The sequence below is a fragment of the Adlercreutzia agrestimuris genome (genome assembly GCF_943193125.1).
GTDB classification, from domain to species: domain Bacteria; phylum Actinomycetota; class Coriobacteriia; order Coriobacteriales; family Eggerthellaceae; genus Xiamenia; species Xiamenia agrestimuris.
On sequence record NZ_CALPCX010000002.1, the window covers coordinates 257,818 to 270,928 of the forward strand.

Annotated in this window: 9 protein-coding genes; 6 read left to right on the forward strand and 3 right to left on the reverse strand. The window is 50.5% G+C overall.

What is annotated here, in order from left to right; genetic code table 11:
* The first annotated feature begins 74 nt into the window (after nucleotides 1-74).
* Nucleotides 75-2,396 (forward strand): ATP-binding response regulator, encoded by a 2,322-nt coding sequence (locus NFR28_RS04280; RefSeq protein WP_251178591.1) that lies wholly within the window; start codon nucleotides 75-77, stop codon nucleotides 2,394-2,396.
* Here the strand turns inward: NFR28_RS04280 and NFR28_RS04285 are convergent.
* On the reverse strand, nucleotides 2,366-3,274 hold the full coding sequence (locus NFR28_RS04285; RefSeq protein WP_251178592.1) for a LysR family transcriptional regulator: 909 nt from the start codon (nucleotides 3,272-3,274) through the stop codon (nucleotides 2,366-2,368). The two genes, NFR28_RS04280 and NFR28_RS04285, sit on opposite strands and share 31 nt — an antisense overlap.
* A gap of 210 nt (nucleotides 3,275-3,484) precedes the next feature.
* Between NFR28_RS04285 and NFR28_RS04290 the strand changes: the two genes are divergently transcribed.
* The 5 genes from NFR28_RS04290 (at nucleotide 3,485) to NFR28_RS04310 (ending at nucleotide 10,936) form a co-directional block, all read left to right on the forward strand.
* Nucleotides 3,485-4,474 (forward strand): TDT family transporter, encoded by a 990-nt coding sequence (locus tag NFR28_RS04290; RefSeq protein WP_251178593.1) that lies wholly within the window; start codon nucleotides 3,485-3,487, stop codon nucleotides 4,472-4,474.
* 258 nt (nucleotides 4,475-4,732) lie between these two features.
* Entirely contained in the window at nucleotides 4,733-6,565 is a 1,833-nt protein-coding gene (locus tag NFR28_RS04295) for an NAD(P)-binding protein (protein ID WP_251178594.1), read from the forward strand.
* A complete protein-coding gene (locus NFR28_RS04300) occupies nucleotides 6,559-8,337 on the forward strand; it encodes a [FeFe] hydrogenase, group A (RefSeq protein ID WP_251178595.1) in 1,779 nt (592 codons plus the stop codon). The genes NFR28_RS04295 and NFR28_RS04300 overlap by 7 nt, the downstream gene beginning before the upstream one ends.
* 76 nt (nucleotides 8,338-8,413) lie before the next feature.
* Complete coding sequence (locus NFR28_RS04305) at nucleotides 8,414-9,490, forward strand: ABC transporter substrate-binding protein (protein WP_251178596.1); 1,077 nt, start codon at nucleotides 8,414-8,416, stop codon at nucleotides 9,488-9,490.
* 30 nt (nucleotides 9,491-9,520) lie between these two features.
* Nucleotides 9,521-10,936, forward strand: coding sequence for an ATP-binding cassette domain-containing protein (locus NFR28_RS04310; RefSeq protein ID WP_251178597.1), 1,416 nt, complete (start codon nucleotides 9,521-9,523; stop codon nucleotides 10,934-10,936).
* 256 nt (nucleotides 10,937-11,192) lie between these two features.
* Here NFR28_RS04310 and NFR28_RS04315 read toward each other — a convergent pair whose 3' ends face one another.
* Nucleotides 11,193-11,993, reverse strand: a complete 801-nt coding sequence (locus NFR28_RS04315; protein WP_275556962.1) for a MerR family transcriptional regulator — start codon at nucleotides 11,991-11,993, stop codon at nucleotides 11,193-11,195.
* A 114-nt stretch (nucleotides 11,994-12,107) separates the two neighbouring features.
* Nucleotides 12,108-12,884: a MerR family transcriptional regulator gene (locus tag NFR28_RS04320; protein ID WP_251178599.1), complete on the reverse strand. Its 777-nt coding sequence runs from the start codon at nucleotides 12,882-12,884 to the stop codon at nucleotides 12,108-12,110.
* Nucleotides 12,885-13,111 lie beyond the last annotated feature (227 nt).

Here is a 13,111-nt window from a genome sequence, read left to right on the forward strand (position 1 = left end):
GCACCCTATAATGAACAGGGTGATAATCACACTCAACTGCTATGCGTTGTCATTGATGAGGGTAGGTAGTGGTCATGGACGAGATCTTTGAGTGCTGCAAAAAGATATTTGATCGCAGTACGCGTCCTTTTGGTATTGCAAAAGTTCATATTGATGACGCAGGCAACCCGCTTGACGTCACCATTGAGTATCTCAATGATGCTATGGCAGCTACGGCCGATAGCGTGCCAGATAGTTATTGCGGCAAAAACATTTATGAGATTTGGCCTGATGGTGATAGGACATGGCTCGACTATTTTTATCGGGCTGCCTATTGCGATGAATCAGTTGAGTTTGAGACCGTTTCGGCTGCTTATCGAACCTTTCAAAATGTTGCAATTTTCCCCATTGTGCGCGGTTACTGTGGCTACGAAATCCAAGACATTACATCGTGGATGACGCATACACATTCGGTTTTGGAGAACGTATCAGCAGGTATGCTCTTTTATGAGATGCGAACCCATTTGCTGCTGCTCACTGATCCTGCTATGGAGTGCTGCGGTCTTGAAGTGGGGTATCTTGATGTACGCGATTTCGCCAATTGCTTCATTGATGAGGCAACCGCGCAGCTGATTTACGACAGCATTGTTGGTTTTTCTGACGAAAGCGAACAAGTGCTTTGCGAAGGCCAGCTCAAAAATGGACGTTGGATTCGTCTGAGTATGTCCCACAAAGGCACAACAGCGCGTTTTGTGCATGGATTCTTGGAAGACATCACGCTCTTGAAGGAGATAGAAGCAAAAAGCGCTCGTCGTTCAGAGATCATTGAGAGTTTGAGCTCGGAATACTTCGCCTTATACCTCATTAATTACCAAGACAACACGATGATGCCGTATCTTTTGCGAAACCAGGTAGCGCAGTACTTTGCAGATCTGATCGGGGAGAATGATTCTTACACCGAATGGCTTGAGCGCTACTGTGACGATCATATTGTCAAAGCTGATCGACTTAACGTGTACTCGCATCTGGATCCAACGTCAATTGGGGCTTACTTGGATGAGTTTCACGGAGATTTCTCTATCAGTTGTAGGCGCCGCTATCAAGATGAAGAGCATTATATTGAGTTGCGTGTAATTCGACTCTCGGGCACTGATAATGAAGTGGTTTTAGCAACGCGCAACATTAATGAAGAACTCAAAGACCAGCTTGATCAAAAGGATGCACTACAAAGTGCTTTGACGCTTGCTGAACACGCAAGCGAAGCCAAGACAACATTCTTAACGAATATCTCGCACGATTTTCGCACACCACTGAATGCAATCTTAGGCTTTTCGCGTTTGGCTCTCAATCATGTAAACGAAGAAGAGACAGTGCAAAATAGCCTGGAAAAAATAGTTGTATCCGGGGAGCACCTGCTTGATCTTATTAATGACATTTTGGACGTGAGTCGCATTGAGAGTGGAAAAATTGTTCTGAAAGAGCAACCGCTTGATCTTGTTGCGTTTATGGATGACTTGTTTGACGTCTTTTCCACACAAGCCGCTGAAAAGGGGATTGCTTTTGCAGTGGATGTCACGGGTATTCGTCACCCACGCGTGCTCGGAGATGATTTGCGTATCAACCAAATATTGGTTAACACGGTAGCCAATGCGGTGAAATATACCGATAAGGGTGGCCAGGTGAGCGTGAGTGTTTGCGAAGAAGATGTCTCGCCGCATGGTGTAGCAATGTTTCGTTTTTGCGTGCGCGATACCGGTTGCGGCATGTCTCCGGAGTTTATCGAGCGCATATTTATGCCCTTTGAGCGTGATGTTGCCCATAATCCCGGGGCGCAAGAGGGAACGGGCCTTGGTATGACCATCGCGAAGAGCTTTATTGATTTGCTTGGGGGTACCGTCAAAGTAACAAGTACGCTTGGTGAAGGAAGCGAATTTGACATCACGCTCCCCTTAAAGCTTGATCAGGAGAGTCGCCTTGCCACTTTTGAATCATTAGATGAGATTGATGTGACAACGCTTCGCTTTAACGGCTTTCGTGCGCTGGTGGTTGATGACGACGAGCTCTCTCGTGAGATTATGGCTGCTATTTTGATGGAGTATGGCTTTAGCATTGAGATGGTAAGCGATGGAGATGAAGCGGTTGAGGCAGTTGAGAATTCTGCGCCTGGGTATTTTGATGTGGTGGTGATGGACATGCGTATGCCGCGTATGACCGGGGATAATGCAACTCGCGCTATCCGAGCGCTGCCGCGTCCTGACACCGATCAGCTGCCCATTATTGCCACTACCGCTGATGCTTTTGAGGAAGGGCAGCGGAGAGCTCGTGAGGCAGGCATGACGGCGCATGTGACAAAGCCGCTTGATACACGCAAGCTTTTGCGCATTCTTCAAGAGAATTTGCGCCCCGAGCCTTGTTGAGCGCTGATGGCGGAAAAGAGTTCTTCCATTTCCTCTTCGTGAAGCGAACCTTTTAGGCGCACGAAGCAAATATCGTGGCTCATGGAGGTTTCAGGCAGATCAATAATGCGCAATGATCCCTCTTGGCATTCTTGTTCTACAGCGGCTTCGTACACAAACGAAATACCTAAATCTTCAGTCACGAAAATCTTGATGATATCAAGGCTTTCCACGGTACACGTTGCTGCAAACGCTTCGGTGGTGAGGTTGCGAGCCGCTAGAGCGTGGGTGAGCACTTCACGGCTGCCGCTTCCTGGTTCGCGCAAAATAAGCGTTTCGCCCAAGAGATCTTCAAGTCGGCGAGGCTTTTGCGCAAAATGATGATTACCTGAGCAGATGGCTACAAAGCGTTCTGTGCAGAGGTTTTTCCCGATATAAGAGGATTTGTCGAAGAAGCCTTCCATAAAAGCGCAGTCAACTTCGTTGGCATCTAACATATCAAGCACAGCGCGCGTGCCACCAGACTTTACTGTTACCGCAATCTCGGGGTGTTCGCGCAAATAACGCGCAAGGGGAGCGGCCACCAAGTATTCGCCCGCAGTAAGCGTCATGCCGATGCGTAAGGGAATGGCGGAGCCGCGAGAAGAAGCGCTGATCTTGTTGCGAAGAACCTCGTCATCGTGCGCTATTGCAGAAAGCCCCTGATAAGCGATGCGCCCTTCGGTGGTCAATGAGAGTTTTCGGTGATGATAGCTGAAGAGTTTAACACCGTAGGTGCGCTCTAAACTGGCAATTTGTTGAGTAACTGCCGGCTGTGTGAGCGCTAACTCTTCTGCTGCGCGCGTGTAATTGAGGGTGCGGCATACGGTAAGAAATGTCTTCACGCGAAAGTCAAGCATAGGTCATCCTTCTGACGCTGTTGTGGGCTGAATTAACTATAACATACGCTTATGTATACCTAATAAACAATAAGTTCACATTTTGTTATGTATCGTGCATACTGTCATGCATTGGCGCTACGGGATGCTGTGACCCTTCCGGTGTCCCGCGGCTTTATTACTAAAGGCATGCGGTTGTTAGAGTCGCATCTGTGCATACGAAAGGATCTTATGGACTCGATCATCAAAAAACTACCAATTCCAGCAGCAGGCGTAGCGCTTGGCTTTGCAGCGCTTGGTAACCTGCTGGCACCCTACGGCGAAATCATTCGTGTCCTTTGTGGCACGGTGTCGCTTTGCTTGATTGCTTTGCTGGTGGCAAAGCTGGTGCTGTATCCGTCAATGATCTGTAAGGACATGCAGAACTCAATCTTCGCCAGTGTTTCCGCTACGTTCTTTATGACGCTTATGCAGTTGGCTGGATATCTTGCTCCTACTGCCGGCGTTCCCGCTTTTGTACTGTGGTGGGTAGCTGTAATAGGACATGTCACTCTTATGGTTTGGTTCAGCGCTAAATACCTTGGCAATTTCAAGCTGAGTGAAGTATTTCCTACTTACTTTATCTGCTATGTCGGCATTATCGTGGCTTCGGTAACCTCGCCAATCTTTGGCATGCAAAGCGTAGGAACGGTTTTATTCTGGTTTGGATTTGTTGCTTATGGCGCAATGTTTGCCCTGATTACGCTGCGCTACCTCAAGCACGAGATTCCTGAGCCGGCTCGTCCGCTGTTCTGCATCTATTCAGCGCCTATGAGCCTTTCAATTGCTGGATATCTTGCTGTGACGGAAGATCCGAATGTGGCATTCGTAAGTGTATTGGCTGTTCTTGCTCAGGTATTGTTTGTTGTTGTACTCACGCAGCTCCCGAAGTTCATTGCAGGTGGCTTTTATCCGAGCTTTGCTGCCATGACCTTCCCCTTCGTGATTACTGCCACCGCTCTTGGAAAAGTAGTATCAATTTGGGCGGCTCAAGGTGTTTCTCCGGTTTTCATTGAGTGGCTCAATGTACTGGTAGGTATTGAGACTATTTTCGCAACTGCAATGGTTCTTTTTGTGCTCGGCCATTATGTGCGCTTCTTGGCTTCAGCACTCAAGCCGGCACCTGCTGTTTCTGCAGCTCCTGCAGCTGAGCCTGTTGTTGAGGTTCTCTCTGCAGACTAAAGCAGTCAAGCCAACATAAAGCAGATGATGTTGAGCTGAAAGCAACACGCAGGAAATAAAGTGATAGTGTGCGAGCAACCTTCGGGTTGCTCGCTTTTTTTATAGGCGCTGCACCCACCTTTGACCGATTGACTCAAAGGGCGCTGAGGTAACAGTGTTAGTCTTGACATGTTTTTACGCTCACGAAGCCAGGCAATTATCTCAATTGCGTTCGTTGTGTATCTAGTTTGTATTGAGAGAAAACTGAGAGGAAATCCTATGTCCCGTCTGGTTGTAGAAGCCAAGGACGCTGCACGTCGGCAACAGGACGAGATTGCTGAGTTTGCAGCTCGCCGTCTCACTTCCTTGCCGCCAGAGCAGTGCCCTGTTGACTTCACCGCATCGCTCATACGACTCTTTCAATCTGATTCATGTGGTAAGTGCACTCCATGTCGTACGGGCTTAGGCGCCGCTTTGACAATCTTGGATGCTCTGCTGCATGGAGAAGCTGAGGCAAAGGATCTGGATACACTTGCAGTGACAGCGCGCACTATGTATACCGCATCTGATTGTGCAATTGGATTTACCGCTGGCAAAGTTTTGCTGGATGCACTCGAGGGGTTTGCAGAGGATTTCACCTGTCATATTGAGTACGATCGCTGCTCTTGTAAGGCGAAGCCTGAGGCACCGTGTGCCCAGACGTGTCCGGCGCACGTTGATATTCCTGGCTACATTGCCTGCATCCGTGCGGGGCGCCTTGATGATGCATTGCGCGTGATTCGCAATGACAATCCGCTGCCAACGGTCTGTGGATATGTGTGTGAGCATCCCTGTGAGGCAACGTGTCGACGCACGTTCCAAGATGATGCCGTTAATATTTGCGGTTTGAAGCGCTTTGCTGCTGACCATGCTGAATGGAGTGCGGCTCCTGCGTGTAAACCTGCAACGGGTAAAAAGGTTGCGGTTATTGGAGGTGGTCCGGCAGGTCTGACGGCGGCATACTACCTGCAGCTTATGGGGCATGCGGTTACCATCTTTGATCAGCGCGAAAAACTTGGTGGCATGATTCGATATGGCATTCCGGATTATCGTCTTCCTCAAGCGCGCCTGGATGCGGATATTGATTTCATTTTGAGTACCGGTGTGGATGTGCGGGTTGACTGCGCTGTTGGTGAAGATATTTCTTATGACGAAATAGCATCAGCTTTTGATGCGGTTTATCTTGCTATTGGCGCGCATGCTGACAAGAGCCTTGGTCTTGAAGGCGAAGAAGCTGCGGGCGTTATTTCGGCAGTTGATTTCTTGCGTGCGGCCGGAAGCGGCACCCCGTTTGATTTGGCTGGTAAGCGCGTGTGTGTGGTAGGTGGCGGCAACGTTGCTATGGACTGCGTGCGTACCACCAAGCGCCTTGGTGCGTCATGGGTTGAGTGTGTTTATCGTCGACGCATTGCTGACATGACCGCTTTGGCTGAAGAGATTGAAGAGGCGCAAGCTGAAGGATGCCAAATATCGCAGCTGCTTGCTCCGGTGGGAATTCAGCTTGATGATGCAGGGGATGTCACGGGTCTCATTGTGCAGCCGCAGATCATTGGTGCGGTAGGACGAGGCGGGCGCCCCGCTCCTTTCCCAGCCGATGTTGAGCCGCAGGTTATTCCGTGTGATGTGGTAATTGTGGCGGTTGGTCAAGACATTGATAGTTCGGCCTTTGCTCATGTGGTTGATACGCAGAGAGGCTGCATTGTTGCTCGTGAGGACGGTGCCATTGCCGATGCTTCGTCACTTCTTTATGCGGGTGGTGACGCGGTGAGTGGTCCTGCGACTGTCATTAAGGCAATTGCTGCTGGTAAGGTTGCGGCGGCAAATATTGATGAGGCGCTCGGCTATGCTCACGATGTGTTTGACTCTGTGGATATTCCTCCTGCACGTCCCGCTATTGGTGCGTGTGGACGCGTCAATTTGAAAGACGTGGCATTTGCTGAGGCTGCTTTAACCTTTGATTTGGCAAAGATTGGCATGTCGTGTCAAGAGGCGGCGCAAGAATCAAGCCGTTGTTTACGCTGTGATCATTACGGATTCGCTGCAACGCGCACCGAGGAGGTATCCGCATGGTAAAGGTGATAATTGACGGCAACGCTGTTGAAGTTGCTGATGAGAGTACCATTTTGGAAGCAGCTGCACTGACGGGTGTTGAGATACCAACCCTGTGCTACTTCGCTGATCTTAACGATGTGGGTGCGTGTCGCATGTGTGTGGTTGAGGTTGTTGGCGAAGAGCGTTTGGCGGCTGCGTGTAACACCATTGTGCGTGAAGGCATGGAAGTTATTACCTCGTCTGACGCCATCACGGAGGCGCGCGAAACTGCATTGAGGTTGTTGCTTTCGCAGCACGATCTTAATTGCGCGTATTGCCAAAGAAGTGGTACTTGTAAGCTCCAGAAACTGCTTCTGGAGTACGGAATTGCTGCTTGGGATGACTGGGGCAACGTGGTTGAAGTAACCGCAAATCCGTACGCAAAGCAGTTGGTGAAGGGTCGGCGTGCAAAGTGGCCGGGCGAGATCATTGTGCAGCGTGACACGAACAAGTGCGTAAAGTGTGGTCGGTGTATTGCCGCTTGCGACAAGCTGGAAAACATTGGCGTTTGGAGCTTTGTAGGTTCAGGCGCTTTCTCAAATGTGGGAGTTGCTGATGGGCTCTCTATGCGTGACGCAGGCTGCGTGGGATGCGGTCAGTGCATCACTCACTGTCCAACCGGGGCACTTACTGAGCGCGATGACGTTGAGGCGCTGAAAGCGGCTATAGCAGATCCTGAGATTACCACGGTTGTTCAGATTGCCCCGGCAACGCGTACCTCATGGGGCGTTGGACTGGGTGCCGAAGATGGCAAGCTTGACGTTGAGGTTATGGTTGCAGCGCTTAAGCAAATGGGCGTTGATTATGTCTTTGACACCTCGCTTGCAGCTGACTTGACAATTATGGAAGAAGGCACCGAGCTGCTTCATGGCTTAGGAGGAACCGCTCCTGATGAGCGCGGTATCACGTGGCCAATGTTTACGAGTTGCTGCCCAGCGTGGGTGCGTCGCGTGAAGGATTGCTACCCTGATGTTTTGGGGCACCTATCCACGGCAAAAAGCCCCATGATGATGCTTGGTGCGGTTATCAAGACGTGGTTCGCTCAGAAACATAATCTTGATCCTGCGAAGATCTACTCGGTGGCGCTCATGCCATGTACGGCAAAGAAACACGAGGTCAAGTTGCCTATGGAGGCAAATCCGGGCATCCCTGATATGGATGGCTCGCTGACGACGCGTGAACTTATTCGCTGGGTGCGTTCCGCAAATATTGATGTTGCAAGTTTAGAGCCAGCGCCGCTGGATAATCCATTAGGCGAATATACGGGTGCAGGTGTTATTTTTGGTACAACGGGTGGCGTAATGGAGGCTGCCTTGCGTACGGCTTACTTTGTAGCAACCGGCCAGCTGCCGCCTCCTGATGGTTTTGAGTTTGTGCAATCACCTCACGGTTGTTGGGTTGAAGCAACTTTTGCGTTAGGTGATGCGGCTGTGCGTTGCGCTGTTGCTCATGGGTTGTCAAATGCAGATTCGCTGCTTGATGCAATTCGCAACGGCGTTGTTGAGTATGACTTCGTTGAGATTATGGCATGCCCAAGCGGATGTGCAGGTGGCGGCGGTCAGCCTATTGACGGGTCAGAGGCCGAGCGCGGTCTTGAGCGCGGGCAGACGCTACGCAAGCTGGATAAAACCAAACTACCGCTTCGCTATTCTCACGAGAATCCGCAGGTGCAGATGCTTTATGAAGAATACTTTGGCGAACCGTGTTCAGAATTGGCTCACCATTTGCTGCACACCACACACGTTGCTGATTAAGCAACTAATGAGGTGACAAGCAAGAAAATGATGTGGGCGCCCTTTAATGGGCGCCTCTTTTAGAGGGAGAAGTAGTATGAAAAAGTTCAGCAGAGCTTGCGCGGCAATTTTGCTTGCGGTGGTTTTGGTAATGTGTGGCTGTGCGGCAAGCATAGATGGATCTGAAGAGGTAAAACCTGAAGAGACCAGCACGGATGCACGTGTTGCTGCAGATACTGATGCAACTGATAGTGATGAGGAAGCTACCGTCGTTGATGAGAAAGCTGTTGCGGCAGAGGCGGATTCGTTGCGAATTGGTTCTATGAAAGGCCCAACTTCCATTGGTCTTGCTTCCATGATGCAAAAAGAGCAAGGGGATTTTACCGTTGTTGCGGCTGCTGACGAGCTCACGCCACTGCTGCTTCAAGACGAGCTTGATATTGCGCTTGTGCCAGCCAACGTGGCGGCGTTGCTCTACCAAAAAACCGAAGGGGCAATTCGCGTTATTGACGTGAACACGCTTGGGGTACTCTATGGCGTTTCGCTTGATGAGTCGGTTTCTTCGATTGAAGATTTACGCGGACGAACTGTCTATATGACTGGCAAAGGTGCAGTTCCTGAGTATACGTTTGTTGCTTTGCTTGGGGCGGCAGGCATGAGCACTGACGAGGTGACGGTAGAGTTTTGCTCTGAGCCTGCTGAAGTTGCTGCGCAAGTGTCACAAAATGCCACTGCGGTAGGCATCTTGCCTCAACCCTATGCTACTGCCATTTCAGTGCAAAACCCAGATGTGCATACAGTGCTTGATCTGAACAAAGCATGGGTTGAGCTCACTGACGGAGAGCTTGGCGATATTGTTACAGGTGTCACCGTAGCAAAAGCATCCACATTAGAAGAGCACCCAGATGCAATCGCGCTGTTTTTGGAGCGTCATGGCGAGTCTGCTGCGGCTGCAAATGCCGATCCGGCTGCCATTGCGCCCGTCGTTGCTGAGCTGGGAATTATCGACAACGAAGCCTTGGCGCAAAAGGCTATACCTCAGTGTAATGTGGTTTGTCTCGTGGGTGAACCGATGCGCGAAGCTTTGTCGGGTTACCTTGAGAATCTCTACGCGCAAAACCCTGAATCAATTGGTGCGCTGCCCGATGAAGATTTCTACTTTATAGCTCAGTAGCTCAGAGCGCTCGATATACAATCAATCATTATGAAGCATACGGCGAACAAAACCGATTTTAAAACGGAGAGCAATCCGAAGATCGGGCATGTGTTCGCCGTGTTATTTTGGATTGCAGTTTGGGCACTTGTAGCAGGGGGGATAGGCAATCCGCTTTTGCTTGCAAGCCCGCTTGAGACACTGCAAACACTAGCTCAGGCGCTTGTAGGTGATGGCTTCTGGAGATCCGTTGGGCAGACGACAATGCGCATTGTGCTCACGGGGCTTGCAAGTGCGCTTTTGGGGGCACTCCTTGGCGTTGCTGCGGCAAATTGGCGTTTTGTGCAGGTGTTGTTAGCACCTGTTTTGCAAGTCATGAAAAGTGCGCCTGTGGGATGCGTGGTTGTTATTGTGCTGGTAATGTCAGGGTCTGCGGGTGCGCTTGTTGCTATTGTGGCGTTTGTAACTCTGCCGCCCATGTATGTGGCGGTTCTTGAGGGGAGTAACGCGCGTGCAGGGCAATCGCGCACTTGCGAGCAGGTGCTATCTTGTGCTGGTGTGGGGCGCGTTCGCATTTTTTTGAGTTGCACCTGGCCAACAATGCTGCCCTTTTTGCTAGCTGCCACTAAAACGGCGGTGGGGCTTTCTTGGAAAGCAGGCATTACTGCTGAGCTTTTGTGCGTACCGCTTGGTTCGGTTGGAGCGGCTATTTATGCGTCGAAGCTGACATTGGATATGCCTTCGCTGCTCATGTGGACTGTTGTGGTCATGACGCTTGGTTGGGTGTGCGAAAAGGTGCTCCTTGCGTTGCTGGGGCTCACGGCAAATAGCCCGCGGCTTGCGGTGAAGATGTCGTGTCGCAGGACACCTCCTCGTGTTTCGCCCGATGCGCTTGTTTTTGAAGATGTTGCGTTTGCTTACCGAGATGCGATGGTTTTGGAGGGAGTTTCGCTTGCGGTTCCTCCTGGTGAGCGCGTATGTCTTATGGCGCCTACGGGGGCGGGAAAGACGACGCTGATTTCGCTTGCTATGGGAGAGAATCGTTCGCAAAAAGGCACGGTGTGTACCCCTGCCTTATTGGGTGTTGTGGCGCAAACAGATGCTTTGGTGGAGGTGCTCACTCCGCTTGAAAACGTGCAGCTGGTGTGTGGATCGGAAGTATCAGTTGATCAGCTTGAGCAGGAGATGAGGGCTTTGCTTCCGGCAGGTACGCTTGATCGGGCTGTCAGTGAGCTTTCAGGTGGTACTCGCAGGCTTGTGCAGATTGCGCGCGCTCTTTATAGTCCTGGTCAGGCGCTTGTAATGGATGAGCCGCTGACTGGTTTGGATGTCAAGACAAACAAGAGTGCGTGCGCGTTTATTCTGTCGCATCAAAACGGCAGACCGCTCTTGCTGACGACTCATCATGCTGAGGATGCGCAGCGCTTGGATGCGCGTGTAGTGACGTTGGAATCTAGGGATGAGTAATGAGCGAGCGGCGCTATAGCGTGGCAAGTTCAAAAGTACGACGATATTATTTCAGACACGAAATAAAAATCAGCGGTTTTTGACGAACTTTGGCAGGAAATGTGGCCGATTAGGCGGTTTTTGAAGGAGGCCCCACCTAATCGGCCACATTTCCTGCCATTTTGAGGCCCAATCCACTTAATCGCGCACTTTTCCTGCCAAAGTTTGGTTATTTATTGCAAGTTTTATCACGAGGAGATCTGGACTCTGTTGTGGGTTAGTGAACGTTTGCCTTGATGATGGCGCAGAGCAGCTCGGTGGCTCCTTCGCCACAAGCTTTATCGTAGTAGGCAACAAAACGCGGGTCTTGCAGGTATCCTTCAGCGAGCGCTACATGCGCATCGGGCGTGTAGGCATTTTCGCCCCAATGCACGCGAATCCACTGTGCATGTTGCTCAGCCAGCAATCGAGCAAGCTCTGAATGCACGTTTTTCTCGTCCATTGCGAGTGTGAGGTTGTCTTTGATGCGCTGCTCGAGTTCCTCTTTGGCATCCCAGGCAGCTTTTGACATGGTAAGTATGCGCTCGTTTGCAGCGTCTATGGCTTCGTCACCATAAAGCTGACGGCTTTCGCGACCGTATTCGTTCTCAAATTCTGCAACTGAGTGTTGTTTTAACTCCTCAAAACGCTCCTGATCATTCATGGCTTCAAACGCCTCCAATCCTGCCAATGCGCGTTGCACAACGGCAATCGTTTCTTCGAGATGTGATCTTTGTTTGTGTAGATCATCCAAGTGGTTTGAAAGCATGCTCGTAAGCTCGAATTGAGGATCTTGCAGTGCGGCAGCAATCTGGCTGAGCGGAACTTGGCATGCGCGCAACAAGAGGATGTACTGCAGCACGCGAACATCGTCGGCGTCGTATGAGCGATACCCATTAAGTGCGCGCTGCGGTTTAAGAAGTCCAATTTCGTCATAATAGCGAAGTGTTCGTGCGCTAATACCGGCCATCGCTGACAGCTCCTTAATGCTGTAAGTTGCGTCAGTGTGGGGGTGATGCTTGTTTGAGTTGTCTTGCACAGTTATTTCGCCTTACTTTGTGCGTGCTTTCAAATTACATTGAAGAGTCTAAACCTTTACGCAGCGTGAAGGTCAAGCCCTTTATTGTTGGCAAACTGGGCGTTGATACGTGATCTAGTTGCTGTCTTTGCACTGATTCCAGATGGTGTCTTTGCCGTCTTTGCATGAAGGGGCGTCTGGTGCATAAATCTCAAGGCAGACTTCCTTTTGATGGCAGGTTGGGCAGATGAGTGTTCTTGTGGATGGGGTGTGCTTGGAGAAGAACATCTTCGCAATTGAGGGGCGAAAAATGGTGCCGTCTTCTGGGCAGACATAAGCAACATGCGAGAAGTAGTAAACGCTGATCCCGATACCCAGAATAATGGCGAAAAGCAAACCGAGTACAAACGGCCACCAGATGCCAGAGATGATTGCGTAGATGAGAGCCCCGATCCACGCGGCGTCCATTACAAGACCGATGCCGATCATTGCGAAATGCATGCGACGAAGCTTTTTTCTGTTACCCATAATGGTGGCTATGGCTCCAAGAGAATCCGTATTGATGGAGTTCATATGCTTTAGTTGCTCTCGTAGCTCTTTGATGCGCTCAATTTTGTCGGCGTCTTCTTTAATGCGCGATTTGAGTTCTGATTCTTGTTGATCCATGAGTAATGCCAGAATTGGCGAGAACCCATTGGCGGATAGACAAACGTGAATATCTTTGAGCGAAAAGCCAAGGTCTTTAAGGAGCAAGATTGCTCGAAGTGTTGTGAGGTCCGTCTCAGAGTAGAGGCGCCGCCCTCCATCAGTTAAATCGCTTGGCTTCAAGAGACCCTTTTCGTCATAATACTGAACTGTGCGTACTGTTACGCCCGTAAGCTTTGCAAGCTCACCCGTTGAGTATTGAGCCATAGTTGCACCTCCTTTCTGGGTTCATTTAACTATGTGACGTCGCGTTATGAGCAAGACATTACGCAAAGTTATTTTATCTTGCGCTGAAATTTTACGCAGCACAGCATGAGCGATTGTAGCGCGCTTGCGAAATTGGCGCACGATGGCGAGAGCCAAGAGCTGATGTGCTTTAGGTTGGAGAGGTGCGCGGCTGGATGCGTGCTTTAGGTTGGAGAGGTGCGCGGCTG